25 protein-coding genes are annotated in these 20,220 nt (G+C 62.5%); 8 read left to right on the top strand and 17 right to left on the bottom strand.

Going from position 1 to position 20,220, the window contains the following annotated elements; genetic code table 11:
- The first annotated feature begins 103 nt into the window (after nucleotides 1-103).
- Entirely contained in the window at nucleotides 104-829 is a 726-nt protein-coding gene (locus tag B9C43_RS10845) for a S1 family peptidase (protein WP_033381947.1), read from the top strand.
- 121 nt (nucleotides 830-950) lie between these two features.
- The gene (locus B9C43_RS10840; protein WP_084425896.1) at nucleotides 951-1,613 is read left to right on the top strand and encodes a tRNA-dependent cyclodipeptide synthase; all 663 of its coding nucleotides are present in this window, start codon (nucleotides 951-953) and stop codon (nucleotides 1,611-1,613) included.
- Here B9C43_RS10840 and B9C43_RS10835 read toward each other — a convergent pair.
- Both B9C43_RS10835 and B9C43_RS10830 read right to left on the bottom strand, forming a co-directional pair.
- On the bottom strand, nucleotides 1,603-2,016 hold the full coding sequence (locus B9C43_RS10835; protein ID WP_084425893.1) for a DUF4259 domain-containing protein: 414 nt from the start codon (nucleotides 2,014-2,016) through the stop codon (nucleotides 1,603-1,605). The two genes, B9C43_RS10840 and B9C43_RS10835, sit on opposite strands and share 11 nt — an antisense overlap.
- A 54-nt stretch (nucleotides 2,017-2,070) precedes the next feature.
- Complete coding sequence (locus B9C43_RS10830; RefSeq protein ID WP_084425891.1) at nucleotides 2,071-2,679, bottom strand: histidine phosphatase family protein; 609 nt, start codon at nucleotides 2,677-2,679, stop codon at nucleotides 2,071-2,073.
- Between the two features lie 288 nt (nucleotides 2,680-2,967).
- Here B9C43_RS10830 and B9C43_RS10825 point away from each other — a divergent pair, with 288 nt between their 5' ends.
- Together B9C43_RS10825 and B9C43_RS10820 are read left to right on the top strand one after the other, a co-directional pair.
- The gene (locus tag B9C43_RS10825) at nucleotides 2,968-4,026 is read left to right on the top strand and encodes a glycoside hydrolase family 19 protein (RefSeq protein WP_143446275.1); all 1,059 of its coding nucleotides are present in this window, start codon (nucleotides 2,968-2,970) and stop codon (nucleotides 4,024-4,026) included.
- Nucleotides 4,027-4,128: 102 nt separating this feature from the next.
- Nucleotides 4,129-4,665, top strand: a complete 537-nt coding sequence (locus tag B9C43_RS10820) for a GNAT family N-acetyltransferase (RefSeq protein ID WP_033381951.1) — start codon at nucleotides 4,129-4,131, stop codon at nucleotides 4,663-4,665.
- Between the two features lie 123 nt (nucleotides 4,666-4,788).
- On the opposite strand, the gene B9C43_RS10815 is transcribed toward B9C43_RS10820, so the two are convergent.
- From B9C43_RS10815 to B9C43_RS10775, 10 genes are all read right to left on the bottom strand, one after another.
- Nucleotides 4,789-6,039 carry a tyrosine-type recombinase/integrase gene (locus B9C43_RS10815; protein WP_084425889.1) on the bottom strand — a complete coding sequence of 417 codons (1,251 nt, stop codon included), beginning with the start codon at nucleotides 6,037-6,039 and terminating at the stop codon, nucleotides 4,789-4,791.
- 36 nt (nucleotides 6,040-6,075) lie between these two features.
- Complete coding sequence (locus B9C43_RS10810) at nucleotides 6,076-6,273, bottom strand: helix-turn-helix domain-containing protein (protein WP_033381953.1); 198 nt, start codon at nucleotides 6,271-6,273, stop codon at nucleotides 6,076-6,078.
- Nucleotides 6,270-7,892: a replication initiator gene (locus B9C43_RS10805; RefSeq protein ID WP_200825527.1), complete on the bottom strand. Its 1,623-nt coding sequence runs from the start codon at nucleotides 7,890-7,892 to the stop codon at nucleotides 6,270-6,272. The genes B9C43_RS10810 and B9C43_RS10805 overlap by 4 nt, the downstream gene beginning before the upstream one ends.
- The gene (locus B9C43_RS10800; protein WP_084425887.1) at nucleotides 7,859-8,254 is read right to left on the bottom strand and encodes a hypothetical protein; all 396 of its coding nucleotides are present in this window, start codon (nucleotides 8,252-8,254) and stop codon (nucleotides 7,859-7,861) included. The genes B9C43_RS10805 and B9C43_RS10800 overlap by 34 nt, the downstream gene beginning before the upstream one ends.
- Nucleotides 8,251-9,702 (bottom strand): FtsK/SpoIIIE domain-containing protein, encoded by a 1,452-nt coding sequence (locus B9C43_RS10795; protein WP_084425885.1) that lies wholly within the window; start codon nucleotides 9,700-9,702, stop codon nucleotides 8,251-8,253. Before B9C43_RS10795 ends, B9C43_RS10800 begins: the two co-directional genes overlap by 4 nt.
- Nucleotides 9,702-9,884, bottom strand: a complete 183-nt coding sequence (locus tag B9C43_RS55515) for a hypothetical protein (protein ID WP_143446273.1) — start codon at nucleotides 9,882-9,884, stop codon at nucleotides 9,702-9,704. The genes B9C43_RS10795 and B9C43_RS55515 overlap by 1 nt, the downstream gene beginning before the upstream one ends.
- A gap of 152 nt (nucleotides 9,885-10,036) precedes the next feature.
- Complete coding sequence (locus B9C43_RS10790; protein ID WP_084425883.1) at nucleotides 10,037-10,318, bottom strand: hypothetical protein; 282 nt, start codon at nucleotides 10,316-10,318, stop codon at nucleotides 10,037-10,039.
- Nucleotides 10,318-10,539: a hypothetical protein gene (locus B9C43_RS10785; RefSeq protein WP_084425881.1), complete on the bottom strand. Its 222-nt coding sequence runs from the start codon at nucleotides 10,537-10,539 to the stop codon at nucleotides 10,318-10,320. The genes B9C43_RS10790 and B9C43_RS10785 overlap by 1 nt, the downstream gene beginning before the upstream one ends.
- A 3-nt stretch (nucleotides 10,540-10,542) precedes the next feature.
- A complete protein-coding gene (locus tag B9C43_RS10780; protein WP_235038557.1) occupies nucleotides 10,543-10,752 on the bottom strand; it encodes a hypothetical protein in 210 nt (69 codons plus the stop codon).
- A 17-nt stretch (nucleotides 10,753-10,769) separates the two neighbouring features.
- Entirely contained in the window at nucleotides 10,770-11,183 is a 414-nt protein-coding gene (locus tag B9C43_RS10775) for a hypothetical protein (protein WP_084425879.1), read from the bottom strand.
- Nucleotides 11,184-11,325: 142 nt separating this feature from the next.
- Between B9C43_RS10775 and B9C43_RS10770 the strand changes: the two genes are divergently transcribed.
- Nucleotides 11,326-12,069 (top strand): DUF5919 domain-containing protein, encoded by a 744-nt coding sequence (locus B9C43_RS10770; RefSeq protein ID WP_084425877.1) that lies wholly within the window; start codon nucleotides 11,326-11,328, stop codon nucleotides 12,067-12,069.
- A gap of 9 nt (nucleotides 12,070-12,078) precedes the next feature.
- Nucleotides 12,079-12,549, top strand: coding sequence for an NUDIX hydrolase (locus tag B9C43_RS10765; RefSeq protein ID WP_084425875.1), 471 nt, complete (start codon nucleotides 12,079-12,081; stop codon nucleotides 12,547-12,549).
- A 4-nt stretch (nucleotides 12,550-12,553) separates the two neighbouring features.
- Here B9C43_RS10765 and B9C43_RS10760 read toward each other — a convergent pair whose 3' ends face one another.
- The 4 genes from B9C43_RS10760 to sodN form a co-directional block, all read right to left on the bottom strand.
- Complete coding sequence (locus B9C43_RS10760) at nucleotides 12,554-13,117, bottom strand: HD domain-containing protein (RefSeq protein WP_084425873.1); 564 nt, start codon at nucleotides 13,115-13,117, stop codon at nucleotides 12,554-12,556.
- A gap of 31 nt (nucleotides 13,118-13,148) precedes the next feature.
- A complete protein-coding gene (locus tag B9C43_RS55510; RefSeq protein WP_143446272.1) occupies nucleotides 13,149-14,552 on the bottom strand; it encodes a hypothetical protein in 1,404 nt (467 codons plus the stop codon).
- The gene (locus B9C43_RS55505) at nucleotides 14,549-16,396 is read right to left on the bottom strand and encodes a hypothetical protein (protein ID WP_143446271.1); all 1,848 of its coding nucleotides are present in this window, start codon (nucleotides 16,394-16,396) and stop codon (nucleotides 14,549-14,551) included. Before B9C43_RS55505 ends, B9C43_RS55510 begins: the two co-directional genes overlap by 4 nt.
- Nucleotides 16,397-17,326: 930 nt before the next feature.
- Nucleotides 17,327-17,740, bottom strand: coding sequence for a superoxide dismutase, Ni (gene sodN / locus B9C43_RS10755; protein WP_033381964.1), 414 nt, complete (start codon nucleotides 17,738-17,740; stop codon nucleotides 17,327-17,329).
- 110 nt (nucleotides 17,741-17,850) lie between these two features.
- Here sodN and B9C43_RS10750 point away from each other — a divergent pair, with 110 nt between their 5' ends.
- Nucleotides 17,851-18,138, top strand: coding sequence for a S26 family signal peptidase (locus tag B9C43_RS10750; protein ID WP_033381965.1), 288 nt, complete (start codon nucleotides 17,851-17,853; stop codon nucleotides 18,136-18,138).
- Here B9C43_RS10750 and rfbC read toward each other — a convergent pair.
- Nucleotides 18,123-18,716, bottom strand: a complete 594-nt coding sequence (gene rfbC, locus B9C43_RS10745) for a dTDP-4-dehydrorhamnose 3,5-epimerase (protein WP_033381966.1) — start codon at nucleotides 18,714-18,716, stop codon at nucleotides 18,123-18,125. The genes B9C43_RS10750 and rfbC overlap by 16 nt on opposite strands.
- Before the next feature lie 316 nt (nucleotides 18,717-19,032).
- Here rfbC and B9C43_RS10740 point away from each other — a divergent pair, with 316 nt between their 5' ends.
- A complete protein-coding gene (locus B9C43_RS10740; protein WP_084425872.1) occupies nucleotides 19,033-20,217 on the top strand; it encodes an NAD(P)-dependent malic enzyme in 1,185 nt (394 codons plus the stop codon).
- Nucleotides 20,218-20,220 lie beyond the last annotated feature (3 nt).

Raw genomic sequence — 20,220 nt, 5'->3', positions numbered from 1 at the left:
CTTTCGACGGGTTACGCGGACTCACTCGAACGGCCGACCCTAGGTAGGTCCCTGATTCCACCCTGCAAGCGGCGGTGTTCCGCCGCGGAATCGAGTGATCTCCATGAAGTTCGCGCGTCTTGGTATGGCCCTGGCGGGAGTGACCCTCTCCGTCATGGGCATCGCCGCCCCGATGGCTTCAGCGGCACCTGTCGCGGAGCCCACCGATGTCACACCGATGATCATCGGTGGCGGCAACGCCTCCAACGCCCCGTGGGCGGCGCGGTTGTTCCGCAACGGCCAGCAGAACTGCACGGCCACCGTCATCGCCCCGAACTACGTCCTGACTGCGCAGCACTGTGTGGCGGGCAGCGGCACGTACACGTTCCGGATCGGCAGCCTCGACCAGACCAGCGGTGGCCAGATGCGCACGGCCGCCCAGATCACCCAGCACCCGTCGGCCGACCTGGCCATCGCCCGGCTCTCGCAGCCCTACCAGGGCACCTACTCGCCGCTGGGCACCACGTCGAACGTCGCGGTGAACCAGACCGTCCAGGTCTACGGCTGGGGTGCCACGTGCACCAACCAGCCCGAGATCAACTGCCAGTCCCGGTACCTGAAGGTCGCCAACGTCCGGGTCACCTCGGTGTCCTGCAGTGACTACCGCGGCGGCATCGCCGTGTGCGCCAGCCGGATCAACGGCATCACCGCGGGCGGTGACTCCGGTGGCCCGATGATGTCCGGTGGCCGCCAGGTCGGCGTCGCGTCCACCAGTGACCGCTCGACCCGTACCGCCTACACCAACATCACGCGGTACCGCAGCTGGATCCAGTCCATCGCCGGCGTGTAACCGCCGTCGAGTCGAAGCGGGCCCGGGACCCCTGCCCCGGGCCCGCTTTCTTGTTCCGCAACGGGCAGTCAACCCGAACGGGGACTCGTCTGTCCGGTTCGGATAGTCCATTGTGGAGCGCATGTGTGAGGCGGTCGCTGCTACGCCGAACTGTCAGCGACTGCTGGCCGGCGGCAAGCACATGCTGTTCGGCGTGAGCCTGTTCAACAGCTTCTTCTCCCAGACGCGGCTGCGTGAGCTGGCGTCGTGGGCTTTGGTGCGCTTCGACTCCGTGCACTTCCTCGTCGCCGACCGGCCGAGCACGCACACGCTCGTCGCTCTCGGTTACTCGCCGGAGCGCGCTGCTGCCAAGGTGTCGCAAGAGGCCAGGATGGTCCGCAACCGGGTGCGGCGCGCGCTGATCGACGCGGGCGCGTCCGAACCGGACACCCATCTGCTGGGCTGGTGCGATCTTGACCAGAACCCCGGTTACTTGAAGCTACGAGACCTTGTACGGACCGCGTTCGACAGCGACGAGCGGTTCAGGGCATCGTGTCTCGCGGTGTCGCGCGCTTATCTGACGCACCGCGGCGAATCGCCGACCGTCCAGCAGGTGATCATGGCCAGCGAGTACTTCCTGAACGAGCTGCCGATCGGGATGGACACCCCGTCGATCCTCGGCGTCAGCGAGTCGCTGTGCGCGTACCACCGCGTGCTCGCGTTCGCCGACGTGCTGCGGACCGGTCCTGGTTGGCTGGCACCGTCAGCCAACCAGGGTTACTTGATGGTCCGGCCTAGCGGTTGAGCGCGGCCCGGATCGGTTCGAGTGCCGTGATCGCTTCGTCCAGCGATTCGGCCTCGTCCCACAGGTCACGCCACTCCGACTCGTCGGAGAGGATCCGGGCGATCGCCCGCAGCGCCAGTTCGACGAACTCGTCGGGCAGGTCGATGCTGCCGCCGTCGATCAGGAAGTCCGGGCCGTACGCCGAATCCACTTCGGGCCCGTCCGGCTGCTGCGACGCGACGATCGCGGCGGCCGCGATCGCCGCGTTGGCCTCGGGGGCCTCGAGGTAGTCCTCGTTGTCGGCGGCGGCTTCCAGCGCCTCACGGATCAGATCCGGTCTGTCGGCCGGCGCCGCGTCGTTCAAGTCCCCGGCGAAATCCGCCGCGTCGTCGTTGTCGAAAGCACCCGTGCCCCAGGCACCCATCGGCTTGCTCCTCGCGTAACTAGATCGTGCGCGGGCAAACCGTACTCCGGGGCCTCAGACGTCCAGCGGCGGCACGTTCAATCGCCCGATCCGGGGTTCGCCGCGCTCGTAGTCCAGTACGGCGGTACCGGCCGGGTCGAGTCCGAAGTGGACACCGTGGGTGGCGGGCAGGTCGAGCCAGCGCGCGATCAGCACGCGGCTGAAATGTCCATGTCCGACAAGGATCACGTCGCCGCACGGGAGCAGTTCCCTGACCCGGGCGAGCACCGCGTCGGCGCGGTCACTGACCTGTTTGGCCTCCTCGCCGCCGGGCGACGGGTGCGTCCAGACAGTCCAACCGGGTACCTCTTCGCGGATCTTGGCGGTGGTCTGGCCCTCGTAGTCGCCGTAGTCCCATTCGGCGAGCTCTTCGAGCTTCTCGTCGACGGTGAAGCCCGCGAGTTCCGCGGTGCGTACCGCGCGCAGGCGTGGACTGGTGAGCACACGGTAAGGCGGGACGGCGCTGCCACGCAGCGCGCTCATCACCAGCCCGGCGCGCCGCGCCTGCTGTTCACCGTTCGCGGTCAGCGGGATGTCGGTGACACTGGTGTGCTGGCCGCTGGCGGACCACTCGGTCTCACCATGGCGGAGGATGTACACCGCATAGCCTTTTTCGACTGCCACCCGCCGATCGTAGGAGCGTAGCCGGTCATGCGCTGGGAGTTCGCGGTGTGAGCTGCGTCGTACCCCTTACAAAACGGTTGTCCTGTAAGAGCTTGCGCGCTCGGCGGCGACGGCGTCTGGACAACGCCGTGAGAAACGTCCATACCAGCTGCAACACCATGTTCGAGGGTTCCCTGTGCGGCCGGCCTTGAACCTTATGCATGAGGGTTGACTGGTATAGACCAATTGAGGTTTAGTGGTCTGAGTCACGTGACGCCGATATTCCTTACCCTGCCTAAGGAGTTGACCGTGTTGTTACGCCGCCTCTTGGCGGCCTTGGCCGCGTCCGCGGCCATCGGCGCCATGGTTGTTGTCTCGCCATCAGCAACGGCCGCACCCGCGTGTGTATCGGCGTGGAGTGCGTCGCAGGTCTACACGGGAGGCATGACGGCCTCCCACAACGGCCGCAACTGGTCCGCGAAATGGTGGACCCAGAACGAAACCCCGGGTTCCGCCGCCGTGTGGGCCGACCAAGGGGTCTGCGGTGGCTCGACGCCGCCGCCGGGATCGAGTTGCAACTACCCGAACTGGGTAGCCGGGCAGTTCTACGCGGCCGGCGCGATCGTGAAATACACGGACGGCCGGTACTACATCGCGGAGCACGACAACCCGGGCTACGACCCGGTGATCAGCACTTGGTACTGGGAGCCCTACACCTGCGGTGGCACGAACCCGCCGCCGGACCCCTCGGGCTTCGTGGTCACCGAGGCGCAGTTCAACCAGATGTTCCCCAACCGCAACTCGTTCTACACGTACAGCGGTCTCGTCGCGGCATTGTCGGCGTACCCCGGCTTCGCCAAGACCGGCAGCGATGTCGTTCGAAAGCAAGAAGCGGCGGCGTTCCTGGCGAACGTGCACCACGAGACGGGTGGACTGGTCCACATCGTCGAGCAGAACCAGGCCAACTACCCGCACTACTGCGACGCGTCCCAGCCCTACGGCTGCCCGGCGGGACAAGCCGCGTACTACGGCCGCGGCCCGATCCAGCTGAGCTGGAACTTCAACTACAACGCGGCAGGCATAGCGCTCGGGCTGCCCCTGCTGACGAACCCGTGGCTGGTGCAGAACGACGCGGCAGTCGCATGGAAGACCGGCCTCTGGTACTGGAACACCCAGAACGGCCCAGGCACGATGACGCCGCACAACGCCATGGTGAACGGTGCTGGGTTCGGCGAGACGATCCGCAGCATCAACGGTTCGCTGGAATGCAACGGGCGAAACCCAGCGCAGGTCCAGAGCCGCGTGAACAACTACACCCGCTTCGTCGGAATCCTCGGCGTGCCCGCGGGCAACAACCTGTACTGCTGAGTCGCAGAACGGTGCCCGCCCCTCGCGGGCACCGTTCGCTTGACCAGGGGCGGCGCCCACCGAGGGGGTGGACGCCGCCCCCTTTTCTGCAAGATGGCCGGTATGACCTTGACCGCCGTGGAGATCAAAACGGAGCGCCTCCTGCTGCGCCCGGGACAAGAAGCCGACCGTGAGGGCATCATCGAGATCTTCACGGATCCCGAAGTCCGGAGACACCTCGGCGGCCCAAGGCCCCGAAGCGAAGTCGAGCAGCTGCTCGACCATCTCGGCACAGTGGTCATCCCCGGCAGCTTCGTGATCGCCGACAATTCGACCGCTGAGTTCGTCGGAACGATGATGCTCGGCCGACGGTCCAACGACGTGCCCGGCCACGTCATCGAAGGCGGCTCAGAGCTGGAACTGACGTACGTTCTGCGACGGAAGGACTGGGGCAAGGGGTTCGCGTTCGAAGCGGCGACGGCGTTGTTGCGGACGGCCGCCGCCGAACTGCCCGACCAGCCCGTGGTCGTCGTGACCCAATCGGCCAATGAGCGGTCCCTGAAGCTCGCGAACCGCCTCGGCTTCACGCAGGCCGACACGTTCGAGCAGTTCGGCGCCCAGCAGACCCTCGGCGTGGCCCAGCTGCACGAGTTCAAATAGCGAACGGCGCCAACCGGACCGGTTGACGCCGTCTTGAAACAGCCGCTGTGAAAAGCTGCTCAGCCCTGCTTGGTCTCCCAGAAGATCTTGTCAATCTGTGCACCAAGCGGCTTCTACCTGGCATTACTCGGCTACTTGATCAGTTGAGGCCGTCTCTGGGCCGTCGTGGGCCGTCCGCCGCTTGTACAGGCCGTCGATCACGCTCTTGGTCCGTTCTGCGCTGCTGGGCATCAGGTGGGTGTAGATCTTGAGCGTGAACGACGGGTCAGCATGGCCCAGCCACTCGGCCACGGCCTTGATCGACTCGCCCTGGTCGAGCAGGACCGAGGCGAAGAAGTGCCGCAGCTCGTGCATGCCGTTCTCGTAACGGCCGTACGGCATGCCGACCGCCTTGAGCGACTTCTTCCAGTAGTTCCGGTTGAAGTCGTTTGCGGCCACCTCGATACCGGTCATGGACGTGACGATCAGCTTGATCGTCTCTGGCTTGCCGTCCGGGGTGTCCCACGGCAGCGTGATCTCTTTTGGCGGGAACTGCCGGATGTGCTCCGACAGCGCGAGCTTCACCGGCTCCGAGAGCGGTACGTCCCGGGTCTTGTCGTGCTTGGGCAGCGCGAAGACGTGCTTGTACCTGACGGTCTTCACCTGGCGCCGAATGTGGACGATTCCGCGAAGGAAGTCGATGTCATCGACCGCCAGGCCCAAACACTCGCCCTGTCGCATCCCGATACCGGCTGCCATGTCGACGAGAACGCCGAATCTCGGCGGCAGATTAGCCTGCACCTCCCACACGCGTGCCTCAGGCCACGGCACGACCTTCTTCTGGGTCGCCTTGGGTTTCTTTATCGACTTTCCACGACAGGGATGCTTCGCGATCAAGCCGTCATCGATCGCGGCCGTGAACATCGCCGACACGTTGCCGAAGAGAGTGTGCCGATACCGGTCTGAGAGGTTGTCTTCCCGCAGCATCCGGTCCCAGGTCCGGATTGCCGAAGGCTTCACAGCGCCAAGCTCCGACTTGCCGAAGTAGGGCAGTACCCGTTTTCGGAACCGCATTTCCATGTTCTCCCGAGACAGCTCGTCGACATCCAGATCGGCGAGCCAACTCTTGGCGAAGCTGGCGACGGTGATCTTTCCAGCCTTCGGGTCCACGTAGGTCCCACGCAGCATGTCTACCTCTTGCTGCGACTTGAAATCCTTCGCGGCCTTGAGCTGACCATCTGGGAACGACCTCGATTTCTCCTCGCCGTCCGGATCGAGCCAACGGACCTTGTACCGCATGCCCTTGCCGTGTTGGCTGGTCTGTTGACGGATCTTTTTCTTGGGATTCTTCGGGTCGGGGATGTACTTGAACCAGCGGTCTTGGACGTGTGCCATGGCAGTCTTCTCCTGTGGTGTGAATTGCCGAAGTGGTTAGGCCGCGTCGTCCTGGTCGAGGTCCTCGAACCAAGCGCGTACCTTGGCCGGGTCGTAGCGAAGGTGTTTGCCGACCTTCCGGGCAGGTGGGCCGTAGTTCTTGGTCCGCCAACCCCGAATCGTGTGCACGGGAATACCGAGGAACGCGGAGACCTCTTCGATTCCCCACAAGCTCTCGAACTCAGCTGCGCTCATGCTGCCTGCCCGATTGCCGAAAGATCTGCCGCGAGTAAGGCGGAGTCGTATTCCGCCCGCCATCGGATGCGTTCGGCTATGGCATGCATCAGCAGGTGGTCGCGTGGCGGTGCGTTCTGGTCGCTGGGATCGACCTTGCGCCAGATCAATCGGGACGTGTCCGTGACTGGTTTGACGATGCCGACGGCTGAGAGCATGTCGGCGACGAAGGCCTTCCGGTCTTCCTTGTGGTCGGCGAGGGTCTTGCCGGACCACTTGCGGGACACGAGGACTCGTCGGCCGGGCAGGCCGAGCGTGGTCCGTCGGTGTGCCTTTCCCTTGCAGTGCCCGGGAACCGTCTTGCTGTTGGCGCCCTTGGGATTGATGCCGTACAGCAACCAGACGGCACACTTCGGCGAGCATGGCGTCACGGCGAGTTCGGCGTGGAGCCGGTCGTGGTGTGCCGCTTGGCGTTCGCTGGTGGCTTCGACGACTTCACCGACCGACTTGGTGAGGTACTTGGTCAAGTAACCGATGTGGCGACCAGCATCTTCGGTGCCACCGAGCAGGCCCTTGGAATGCACTTGGGCTCCGTAGCGGACGACATGTGCAGGCTCGTCGACCTCTTGAACCGTCTCATCCCACGCACGCAGCGGAATCCGAGTCACGGGGTCGACAAAGGCCTTCAGTTGGCTGTCCCAGATGGGCAGTGGTTCGCCGTCCTGATAGACGCGTTCGTCATGGTTCGGCCACCACACCTGGTGGTAGGTCGCGGCTGTGACGAGTTTCAGCAGCTCATGCGGTATGGATCCACGGATTGCCGCATGCAGGTGTGGAGCGCCGCGTTTCTGTGGTTCGACGGTGGCGAAGTACTGGACGTCCCAGCCGACGACTCGTCGTAGGTTCTGCCACCACCGGTCCACGAGGGATGAGAAGTGCACTGCGTCGCGTGCGGCACGGCGGTAGTCGTAGGTGTTCGGGTTGACAGGTGTGCCGTCCTCGCGCACTCGCCCGTAGGTGTCGAGGGTGAGGGTGACGAACATGGACGGCCGGTACTTGCCCGCGAACTCGCGTCCGACCGTGCGCTTGTCGATCTTCCGTCGAGGCAGGTCCGGTGCATCCTGTCGCCGCTTGGTGGACCGCTTGACCGGCTTCTTGGCCGGGGCATCCGGTGAGGGCAGTCGGCCACGCATGCCGAGTTGCCGAAGTTCATCGTCGGTCTTGGCGATCTCTTCGCGGAGTTCGTCCGCTTCGTCTAACTCGCCGTCAGCGACTGCCCGCTTGTATTCGGTGAACAGGTCTGCCCGCAGCTCTAGCAACGCTGTCTGGTCGGCTGTTGGCTCGTCGGGCGTGAAGTCGGGTTCGTCGACCAGGTGCCAGCCTTCCCGACACTGCGTGATCCTCAGCGCCCGCGCTTTCCTCGCACACGGCCCACACGTCGACTCCACAGTGGAGCCACACGGCACAGCGACGTATTGCAGTTCCCCGGTTTCCGGGTCGCCGACCTCCATCGTGAACGGCCGGATGCACACGCCGTATTGCTCGGCCGTTGCCTTCACGACGTCGGCCGCGAGTGGGATGCGCATGCGTTCGGCTCGTGTCTCGGTCACGCCGCCACCTCCCCGGTCAGGGAGGCCCATGCCCGCAACCGTGCCCAGGACAGTTCGATCCGGCAGCCGTAGCCGAGGCCGGGAACGTCGGGCCCGTTGATCAGGCCGCCGAAGACTTTGACCGTGGTGTTGTCGGTGAAGTCACCGCGGACTTCGAGGTGAAGTTGCTCGTCATCGGGCCAATGTGGCCGCCACACGGTTGCGGTGACGTTGTCCAACGTGTCCGCCCATGCGAGGAGTTCCTCCGCCAACTCAGGCAGCGATCGGCCCGGCAGCTGCACTGTGGCACTCGGCTCAGACCGCAGCGCCCGGACGGTCACTTGCACTGGTTCGTTGAGTTCGAACCCGCCGAGGTGCTCGGCCACAGCGGTCAGTACGTCAGTGGTGTTCATGCCGCCTCACCACCCCGAAACGGCAGCACCTCAAACGACCAGCCGTTGACATACGCCCGCAGGTCCCACAAGTCGTCATCGGTCGCGTAGAACGCCCTTGCCCGCGCCGGTTCGCGTTTGCCGTCCTCCTTGGCCCAAGCCACACCGGGAGTCAGCTCGGAGATCTCATGAGCCTCCGCACCGCGCTCCCGCACCCCGTCGCCGAGCACCATGTCCACCTGCGTCGGCTCATCTAGCCGCATCGCGATCCGCGTGGTGAACAGGTTGCGGAACGGCACGATCTCCTTGCGCGGGTCCTGGACCAAGGCGAGTGTGGCGAACCCGGGCGCACGGCCTTGCGAGGTGATGGTCTGGATAGCTGCCTGCGCGCGCTCTTTGAGTTTCTTGTCGGTTTGGTAGGCGATCACGTCCGCCAGCTCGTCCACGATCAGCAACGTGAACGGCTCACCGCTCTCCCGCGTCCACAACCGGCGCAAGCCCCGGTAATTCCCTGCCCGCTGTCGCACGTCGTTGGCGATCTCTTCCAACAAGTTCACTGCGTCCAGGCCGTTGTCGTAGACGACCTTGTGGAACACCTCCGGACATTGCCCGAGCTCCATCCCGCCCTTTGGGTCGATCCCGTACAGCCGAACCATGCCCGTTTTGATCAACGGTGCCAGCGCCCACACCACCGACCACAACAATGAACCCTTACCGGCGCCTTGGACGCCGACGGCGAGGATTTGGTTACCCAGCAAGCGAATTCGCCACGGCTTACCCGTCTCAGTCCGACCAACGGTGATCCGCCTCAAGTCCGCTGTCGCGTTCATGGCGGGAAGCGGAACCGGGCGTGCGAGCGGATCGGAGTGGATCAGGTCCAGCTCGATCCGGCCCGGCTTGATCACCCGCACTCGGCACGAGTTCGCATGGAACGAATGCGCCAGCCCGGACGCACGTTCCGCCCACTGCTCCGGAGCCTGGCCTTTGATCATCTTGACGCGGACTCTGTCGCGCCAGCCTTCCGACCGCACCCGCTTGAGCTTCGGCCGGTACTCCCGCCCCTTGGACGTTCCGGTCAGGTTCGACAGACGCGTGACTGTGCGCCAGTCCCAGGCGTAGATCGTCAGCCGTCGCGTCTCGGTTCGCAACCAGCGGCACCAGCGCGTGTAGGAATCGGCGGACCGCCACCACCAGACGAACAAGCCCATGATCAGCACCGAGGCAACGGCGCCAGTCCAGTAGTGGCCTGCCCACCAATCCAGCCACAGAGCCGCCACTACGAGCGTCATTAAGACGGGGTAGTACCAGCAGAGCCGAATCACCCTGGCCGCCAACCAGATCAGCAGCCACGACAAGGCGATCGGAGAAACTACGAGCTTGACCCAGCCGGGCAGCATCGTCCACCACGGCAGCCGAGGCCGAGCGACTTCGAGGGGTGCTGGGTCGACCCAGCGTGAGCTCTCGCGCATCACCAACCACCCCGCTCGATCACAAGAGTGGTGATGTCGCCGAACGTCAACGCCAGCGCGCCGAGGCACGTCGAGCACTCGGTGTCGCCGGGCAGTAGCCGGGCGAACTTCTTGCATTTCTCACACCGCGTTCGGGTGACCCCACTTGCGGACACCACCGGTGTGGGTTCTACGCTGTCCACTGTCTACTCCAGGTGGGTAGGCAGCACAGAAGCGGAACAGGTTGGTAGCCAAGGGTCCGCTTCTGTGCCTACGGGAATCGTTGTCCTGTAACAGGTCGTGCGCCATCGCCACACGACCCGCGTGCGCCAAGTGTCTAAAGTGGATTGAGTGCCTATGAGTCCATAGGCGGCCTCAGACCCCGCAACTGCTTGGCAAACGCGTCCAGCGTCCGGGCCTGGTCGCCCAACTCGTCATGCAGCTCGGCGATTCCTTCGAGCACGGCCGCCTGACACCGCAACAAGAAAGCGTCTTCGCGAACCACGGCCGCGTTGCCCCTGTCGAAGTCGGCAAGGGCGTCGGCGAACACGGTGAAGTTCTCCGCCCGCGTCCGCAACGCCTGCACGATCTCACGAGGAGACGCGTCCGGCCCTGGACCTTGCCACGCAGCGTCCATCACTCCGCGCTCCCATCGAGCACGTCAGCCAGCCGCGTCGCTTCCCGAGACAGCTCACGGCAGAACCGGGAGAACGCCAAGGCGCCATTCGGGAACGGTGGCAGCTGAATGGCGAGATTGACCGGGTCCAGGTACAGGATCAGTGCGGGCAGTTCAGGCGTAACGAGCACCATCCCTGCCGTTGCGTTCTTGCCCGGCGAGCACGTGACGTTGAACCCCACCGCTCACCCCTCCTCAGGCCGACTAGTCGCTGTTTCCAGGGCAATCCGGCTGGACACGATCGCGTCCAGAAGTCGATCGATTGCAGCCCGGTCGACCAGCAGCGCGACCGGAAAGGCGTTGCCGAGACGGATCTCCACCCGATCGGCGAACGGCAGAGCGCGAGAACGAATCGGCAAGTTCCCCGACACGTGAACGCTCACCAAGTCGCGCATGTCCGTCTCCTGCGGATTCACGCGGCCGACTTCTGCTCAGAACGGGCGGTTTTGGCACCACCAGGCGCTTTCATGCCTTTCGCGCGGAAGCTGTGCGCGATCCGGCCCTTGTTGTTGGCATACGGCGTGATCGTCAGACCTTCGAACTCGACCGGCGCGTACGGAAAGCCCTGGATCTTGGGCGGGGGAACCGGTTGCTGCGGAGCGGCCACCTTCACCTTGAACTCGGCGCCGAACCGTGCGGCCTCTTCGTTCGCGTCCAGCGCCCGCACGATCCACACCAGCTCGTTGGTCTCACGGTCTCGTTCCTGCCGCTTCGGCGCCGCAGGGTCGGACTGAAACTCAATCGACGGCTCAACACCCAGCACAAACGCGCCGAAGGGGAACACTTCACCGAACTCGGCGGCGAACCTGGTCGGAATGATCGGCATCTTGTCTGTCTCCCTTTCCAGTCTTCATGACCTCGGGATACAGATTCGTCCAAAAAGGAGGACGCGAGCACCACACGATGGGACTTCTTGGGACGTCCTGTGCTAGCTTGAAGACGTCCCACACGTCCCCGGGGGAGGGGTAATGCCGAACGACCGGCTACGAGACGCCTTGCTGCGCAACGGTTTGACGCCCACACAACTCGCCGCCGCAATCGACGTCGATCCTAAGACCGTCGAGCGCTGGATCACCAGAGGCCGCACGCCCTACCAGCGCCACCGGCACGCCATCGCCGCGATGGTCCGCGAGACCGAGAGCTACCTGTGGCCCGACGCCGTCGCACCAGAACGCGCCACCGAGATCGCCGAATCCGAGGTAGTCAAGGTCTACCCACACCGCAACTCCATCCCCGCGGACTTGTGGGACCGCCTCCTGAACGACGCCCATGAACACGTCGAAGTCCTGTCTCTGGCCGCGCTGTTCTTGGTCGAGCGCCCCTCCTTCGCGAAGCAACTGGCCACCAAGGCCAAGTCCGGCGCCAAGATCCGGTTGTTGTTCGGCGACCCGACCGCAGCCGAGGCAACCAAGCGCAGCCAAGAGGAACAACTGGACAAGGACACAGTCGCCGCTCGTATCCGCAACGCCTTGGCGTTCGTCCGACCGCTGCTCAAGGTCCCGGGTGTAGAGATCCGGCTACATGGGACGACCCTGTACAACTCAGTCTTTCGCTTCGACGACGAGATGATCGTCAACACCCACGTCTACGGCTTCCCCGGCGCACACGCACCCGCGCTCCACCTGCGCCGACTCTCAGCAGGCGACCTGTTCGAGACGTACTCGGAAAGCCTCGAATCCGTCTGGCGCGACGCCACGCCCTACACGGGGTAGACAGTGGCTATGGCTCGCATCGATCACTACCACGACCCCGACGCACCCACCGCCAACAGCATCCGGGTGGCCGTGAGCGCGTTCGTCCTGGACGACGCCAACCAGCTGCTGATGATCCGCCGCACCGACAACGACCTCTACGCCATCCCCGGAGGAGGCCTCGACCCCGGCGAGACCGTCACGCAGGCAGCTGTCCGCGAAGTCCAGGAGGAGACCGGGATAGACATCGAGGTCACTGGGCTGATCGGCATCTACTCCAACCCCGATCACGTCATCGCCTACGACGACGGCGAAGTTCGTCAGGAGTTCTCTATCTGCTTCCGCGCCCGCCCCATCGGCGGCTCACTCCGTACCAGCAGCGAAAGCAAAGAAGCCGCCTGGATCGACCAGTCGAAGCTGGCGGAACTCACCATCCACCCGTCCATCCGGCTCCGCATTCAGCACGGCTTCGACAACCGCACCGAGCCTTACTACACCTAGAGGGCTACTCGAACTCAATCCCCGCCGCCCGCAACCGCTCCTCAGTCCGCTCCACCGCCGCCCGCAACTCCGGCTCCGCCTGCCTGATGAAGAACGCCACCAGGTCATCCGGCCCGTACCGCTCCTGAATCTCCTTCACCCGCTCATCAAACGACACCACCTCCCCATCCGGCGACGTCGTCATATCCGCCCACCACAACGCATCCCGCAACGGCGTCTCCTCATCCACCCACTCCGCCAACTCCGCCGACAACCCACGCAACTCGGCCTCGCGCCACGCACATGAGTGATGGGCGACCAACGCACACAGCCGCTCGGGGGCGTCCAGCCTCCGCAGGTAACGAGCACCGTCTAGCGGATGAAACCCAGTGTTTGCAAGGTCAGGTGCATAGCCGACGTCATGCAACATACCGGCCGCAACCAAAAGGTCACTGATTTCCGGTTGCAAAAGTGGCCTCGCTAGGCGGGCACGCTTAGCAACCCCTCGTACATGCGCCCAACGGCGGGGAAGCGGCTTTTCGAGGTGATGACGTGCAATTTCGGTACCCCAGTTCCCAATTCTATTCACGCGCGCTACCCCGCAGACTTTAGACGGGCTATTACATATCTCTGTAAGCGTTATCTGATCTATTTGCGTTGGCCACTGCGAACATCAGTATCCTTGCGAGCAGGGCCAGGCATCGTTCTATGTCTTCCGTATCTACGGAGCCTGCGTGTTGGAGTCTGCCGTGAACCAGATCATTCCGAATCTTTCGAAGATTAGCAAATTTGTTGAATTCCGACTCGGTTAGCGGGACGCCATCAACCGCAATCTGGCGACGAAATCGTGCGAGAAGCGGAGGCATGTTGACTTGTTCAAGAATTTGGTTCAGTCGTTCCCGTTGTTGCCTGCTCAAGTCGTCTGGAAATGCGCGCCTAATCGATTTTAGCTCACGGCTGGTGAAGAATCGTTGGATGCTAGTCTTGCCCGCGTAGAATTCTACGGCGTCCCATATTGCTGTGATTCGATTGATAGGATCGATCTCGCGCCCGGCGCGAGCACATGCCGAGATTGCATGACGCAGATTCTCTAGGAGGTGATACCCGGGCGAAGGTTTCAAAAGGCCTAGTTTCGTGTCCTCTAGTGCGATGTCTGGAGCAAATCGTCTTGACGTTGTATCTCGTAGCCAAACACCTCCTGTGAGAATCCCGCGCACGAGCGTGAGGCTATCACGACGAATTTTGCTCAACGTCGTTCCTCGGAACCAGTCGGGATTCGTACCGTCGGGAAGAGTAGCAAGTGAATATCGGGTCCTCACCGCCAGCCATTCAAGCATCGACTCAACTTCAATTATTGCTTGCTGTTCAGCCTCGTGCATGTGCACTGCTGAGGTATACACAACAGCGTAGACGCCTACTTCTGCATAGCGCTGTACTATCGCGCTCTTGCCAAGTAGGGTCTCGGCTCTCCCGCGTATAGCACCTCCGTGTATGGAGACTTGTCCTATCTGGAGTGTGGTCATAGGTGCCTGGATCCCGCGAAGGGGGATAACTACTTCGTACACCTCAAGCGGCTTTTTGGTGGCAGTAATAGAAATTTCATTTTCGCGAAGACCGGCGTCTCGTGCGGTTGCATAAACCAACTCTGTCGGCACATTGCGTCCACGGTATGCGTATCCACCAAGTTGTACTTCCTCGAATGAGGCGACACCTGTACACCGGACAAAAAGGTTATTCTCAACAACTTCGACACTTAATATGTCGCCGCCAAACACGGGCTGGGCATTTTCTCCGTGACCACGTGAGACATGGACTCCTGCTCGCCAATCTATATTCAGTATAAACGGATACGCTGGCGATAGCCGGATCTCCGCACTCGGAACTTGATTCATTCTTCTGTGGAAACTACTGTCTACAACTGCGGACGTGACGTCTACGTCTCCTATCTTAAATACAACGCCTGTCAGTCTGTTGCTTGTTGCTGCGTCGCCAAAGGGGTTTGCATATTTAGGAAAATGACTCAACGGTCGTTCTCCACACCTTGAATGTCCTGATCGGTTTGTCGGCTTGAAAAAATCGGCAGAGGAAGGCTCTTTGCGGCAAGTTCACTAAGCGCGTCCCGCCAGAAGTGTGCCAAACACCATGCTGTTGCGATACTGACGTTGCCTCCCTTTGTTATTTGAGTCACTATCTCGAATAGTGCCGAAACGGCGTGTGGAAACTGCTGGAGAAAAGGAGCGTTTGTCAGATCCTTGGCGTCTATGTCGCCGGTAACCCCGTTCTGTCGTGCAATAAGCGCCACAGCTCGGGCCGCGTGGACCAAAGCAGCTTCCACGTGCCCGGAGTGAAAAGACTGGTCAATCAGGCGGACATAGAACAACCAGGGGTGTGGCTCGTGAGGTTTCCGATGAGAATCTTTGGCTGGTTCCAACGAAACGTGGAATAGGTTAACTACAACTTGCGCAAGATCGTTTAATGTGCTGAACGCCCCTGACGACCACCAGGACTCTTGTCGTCCAGATGGGAGGTTAACGCTAAAGTTTGACGGAGCTTGCAAAAGTAGCCGAGTCTGTTCAGTAAAGAGCTTCATAGCAGCAGCCTGGGCCACGAGAAATTGATAGGCATGCTCGTCCGGCGTTGGGTTCGTATTGAATACGTCGGCATCGTCTGTTCTAATCGGAAACTGTCGGATAGTGATGTTTTCGTCGCGTGATCGCATTTCCTGTTCCCTAACCATTAGCTGGTCAGTTAGTGCGACGGCGAGGCTCATGAATTTGTTATTAAGTTTTTCGTTGTCCGCACGCATTTCGTTAGCTAGAGCCTGTGACCATCTGCGCTCCACTTCGGGAGGTAGCCTTGAAATCTCTTCGAGTAGCATCTGTATGTCGATCGGCTCGACTGCAACAGGCTGCTGCTGTCGGTCATTTCCTGCGCGGCTGTTTGAAGCGTTGGGACGCTTTTTTTCGGTTGACTCGGAATTATTCTGCTGTTCTGCTTGTGGGGTCGCTGTTGGACCTGGGCGAGTTGTATTTCGGGGCCTCCCCTTTAGGCGTTCGAACTGCTTTGCTGCACGCACGGCGTTCATCACTGGATTTATACTTGCCAGCGGAAGTTGTGTGAGACTTATATTTCCAGTTTCCCTGAAGTTTTGGACGTCTGTATCCTTCACAATGGCCGCTACTCCATAAACGCACTCGGCTTGCAGTGTCCACAGTAGTTTCCCGGCATGTTCTAGCTTCTCTTGCATGCTGATAAGCTCTAGACGCGCGAGTTTCGCGAGTTTATCAAGGGCGTCGTGAATAAAAGTGACTGAATGGGTGGGGCTCGGAAGAGAATTATTGCTTACAACGTCCGATGTCAAGGTTACCTGGAATTCGACTGGGAAGATTCTTGGCGCAACCTGAAAGTCGATAACTTGACTGTATTGGTCGTCTGCGAGTGAGAATAGGATTGATGGCAAACTGCCCGGCGTGGTCAATTCTGAGACTTGCGCTTGTATGGCATCAAAACTTTGCCATTCTGGCTCGTTGAACTCGTTGGCCCATTCTTGGGCCGTGCGTCCAATTTGCTTCATGGCTAGATTAGCTCTAGCTATATCGGCACCGTTTATAGTGTTTGATGACTTGTTTGCAGTATCGGCTGCAGAGTTAAGGATGGTGGAAAATTCATTGGCTGCCTTAACTACTGCGTCCCAAGTCCATGCGTTCGTGTACCTATAGAGCAAGCGTGAAGCTTGCGTAAAGTCTTGAAACTCCTTTTTGCTGAGTTGGCGTATAGTTGTAAATTCGGCGTCGAGATTATTTTTCTCGTCTTTTGATGCTTGGCGTACAAGGGTTCGTCCAGATGGTTCAGTGTCGTGTTGGGTCAATACATTAACCTTCCTTGGTGAACGGTCAAATCAAAGCATTTTATCGAACAATCTGGCTCGATACACTCGACACGCCAAGGCCGACCTCGGTAGGCCGCTGCTGAGGCGTTGATCTTCGAACTTCACCGTCTCGATCTGCTGTTGGTTTGGTGTGGACACGGCCGCGGCCGATGGGACCGGTCGGCCATCCGGCCGTCGCGGTAGCGCTTGACGCACGTGTGCACCGACTGGCGCTAAACCCGATACCCGGGCGGCAATGTTCGACTGATCAAACCCAGGACCAGCGGTGTCAAGCATCAGGTGAAGCCAACGTGTCAAGTGTCAGTCGAACCACGACAGCTGCCGAGTGCATGAGCTGCCGAATTTGGCTCTAGAGGATCAAGGCGCGCCGCCGCTGGCGGCCCGCGTCACGCTCGCGACGCGGGAGCCGTCCATTGCGACACGACCGGGTTCCCGCTCCGCTACACCCGGTCGGTCGCCCGGACAGGCCCGCGCCGCCGCGTGAGTGGGGGAGCCAACGGCGGCGCGCAGGAGCAAGAGCACCAACAGACAGCCGCGGAAGTTGGACCGCGACCTACCAAGAGGTCCCTCGTGAGTGATCGTTTAACACCGGCCCGCCGTCATCAAGGGCGCCTACGGCGTGGCTGCGCCATGGTCGCAAGCGCCCACCCTTGACACCGTCGATCCGGTGCTAACGGGCGGCAGGGGTGAGGGAAAGGGGTCGAGCAGCGACCGACTGACTCACCGAGGAGGCATCCGATGGACACACAGTTGGTGCTCTGGACGCGGTACGAACTCAGCCAGATGTACGGGCCGACGGGTTCAAGATCAGGCCGTCTCCAGGCCGTCAAACGTCCCTCAACAACGAGAAACGACGCTCACCGACGACAAGCATTGTCGCTGGTGAGCGCCGTTTCAGGTCAACTGACCTCAGCCCTGCTTGGTCTCCCAGAAGATCTTGTCAATCTCGGCGATCAGGTCGAGCAGTTCCTGGCCCTTGGCCGGGTCCATGGTGCCCTTGGTGCCCGCTGCGCCCGCGGCCTTCGTCGCGCGGTTGAACAGGTCGTGCAGCTGCGGGTACTTCTCGAAGTGCGGGGCCTTGAAGTAGTCGGTCCACAGCACCCACAGGTGGTGCTTGACCAGTTCGCTGCGCTGCTCCTTGATCACGACAGCACGCGCGCGGAACTCGGGGTCTTCGTTGGCCTGGTACTTCTCCTGGATCGCCTTGACCGACTCGGCCTCGATCCGGGCCTGGGCGGGGTCGTAGACGCCGCACGGCAGGTCGCAGTGAGCGCTTGCCTCCAGCCGCGGGCGCACGAGCGCCCTGAGCGACGGCAGTCGCATGGATGCCTCCCTGGCAGTATGCGTCTGGACAGACGCACTGTGAACTTACGGATGCTCCGACAATGTGGACCTTACTCGCGCGCGCAGCACCCGGCAGTCGGAGGTGATCGGTGGCTCATCCCTTGGGCTGGTGGCCGATACGCTTCGTCACCGTCCGCGGGCCGTCCATGGCGCCGACGCTCAAGGACGGCGACGTCGTTCTCATTCGCCGGACCAGCCGGGCGAAGCCCGGCGACGTCGTGCTCGTCCGGTGGCCGAGCCGGCCGCGCCAGTTGTCGATCAAACGGGTCGAGAAACCCGGTTATTTCGTCGTCGGTGACAACCCGTTCGCGTCCACTGATTCCCGTGAGCTCGGGTTGGCCGAGGTGCTCGGGGTGATGGTCTACAAGCTGCGGTAGTGCTCCAGGCAGGCTTCATACGTCGGCAACAGGCCGGCCGTCTGTGCTTCCGCGAGCGTCGGGGCCTTCGCGTCCTTCTCCGACAGGATTGGCTCGATGTTCGCAGGCCATGGCAGGTTCAGCGCTGGGTCGAGCGGTGTGATGCCGTGTTCGCGACCTGGGTTGTAGCCCGTCGAGCAGAGGTACGACATCGCGGTGTCGTCCTCCAATGCCACGAAGCCGTGCCCGATCCCCTCAGGTACATACAGTGCCCGGTACGACTTCGCGTCGAGGAACGCCGAGTCCCACTGCCCGAACGTCGGTGAGCCGACCCTGATGTCGACCACCACGTCGAGCATCGAGCCCCTCGGGCAGTAGACGTACTTCGCCTGTCCCGGCGGTGTGTCGGCGAAGTGGATGCCGCGGATCACCCCACGTCGGGACACGCTGTGGTTGGTCTGCCCGACGCGCAACGCGTGGCCGACCGCCTTCTCGAACATGTCGCCCTGGAACGGCGCCGAGAACAATCCTCTGTTGTCTTCGAAGGACTGGGGACTGAACTCGAAGACCCCGGCGATCGACAGCTCGCGTACCTGCATGGCGCTCAGTCTAAGTAGCCAACTTGACCGATCGTGAGGCGCTCCGCCTGCGATCTTGTGTACAAACCGGACGGACGTCTTGCGAATATGCGGCCTGACATGCGGAAATCATGGTGAAAACTGTGATCCCCACCGCAGACACTCCTGCGGGCAGGTGCCACACTGTTCCAACCGCAGCGTCCGCGGTTGCCCCATCCAACCAGCGGATGGGTGCGGCCGGGCGGTCGACGCCGCTCGACACTCGGTGCCACCGCGCCGTTTCCAGCGTCGTTTGTCGTACGAACAGCTGACTTTGAGGACGCCTCCTGTGACTGCTATGGATGAAGACTTGGCCAAGCCGGTGACCGACGAGGAGATCTTCCGCGCGCACGAAGGCGGAAAGCTCGATATCGGCGTGCCGCGGCCGATCTCCGATCCGCGCACGCTGGCCATCGCCTACACCCCCGGTGTGGCGAAGGTCAGCCGCGCGATCGCCGAGGACCCGACGGTCGCCCGCACGCACACCTGGACGCACCGCTTGGTCGCGGTGGTCAGCGACGGCACCGCGGTGCTGGGCCTCGGCGACATCGGTGCGGCGGCGTCACTTCCGGTGATGGAAGGCAAGTCCGCGCTGTTCAAGACGTTCGGCGGGCTGAACTCGATTCCGCTGGTGATCAACACGACCGACGTCGACGAGATCGTCGAGACGCTCGTGCGGCTGCGCCCGTCGTTCGGCGCGGTCAACCTCGAGGACATCTCGGCGCCGCGGTGCTTCGAGCTCGAGGCCAAGTTGATCGAAGCCCTTGACTGCCCGGTGATGCACGACGACCAGCACGGCACCGCCGTCGTGGTGCTCGCCGCTTTGCGTGGCGCCGCAACGGTTACCGGCCGCGCGTTGAAGGATTTGCGCGTGGTCATCGCGGGTGCGGGTTCGTCCGGCATCGCGTGCACGAAGATCCTGATCGCCGCGGGCGTCGGCGAGGTGACGCTGCTGGACTCGCGCGGCATCATCCACCCCGGCCGCGACGGCCTGAACCCCTACAAGGCCGAGATGGCCGAAGTCACCAACGCCAGCGGGCTGCGCGGCGGGATCGCGGAAGCCTTGCGTGGCGCGGATGTCTTCATCGGGCTGTCCTCCTCGCAGGTGCCCGAGGAGCTCATCGCCACGATGGCGCCGGGCGCCAGCGTTTTCGCACTGTCCAATCCGGACCCGGAGATCCACCCGGAGATCGCGCGCAAGCACGCCGCCGTGGTGGCCACCGGCCGCAGCGACTTCCCGAACCAGATCAACAACGTCTCGGCTTTCCCGGGGATCTTCCGCGGCGCGCTCGACGCGGGTGCCACCCGGATCACCGAGAACATGAAGCTGGCCGCCGCCGAGGCGATCCACGCGGTCGCGCTCGACGAACTGGACGCCGACCACATCATGCCCAGCGCGCTTGACCCACGGGTGGCGCCCGAGGTGGCGCAGGCTGTCGCGCATGCCGCTGTGCGGGACGGTGTGGCGCCCAGCCAGGCCTGATCA

Origin of the sequence: Kibdelosporangium aridum, from assembly GCF_900176515.1 — a bacterium.
Taxonomy (GTDB): Bacteria; Actinomycetota; Actinomycetes; order Mycobacteriales; family Pseudonocardiaceae; genus Kibdelosporangium; species Kibdelosporangium aridum.
This window is presented reverse-complemented; position numbering and strand designations above follow the sequence as displayed.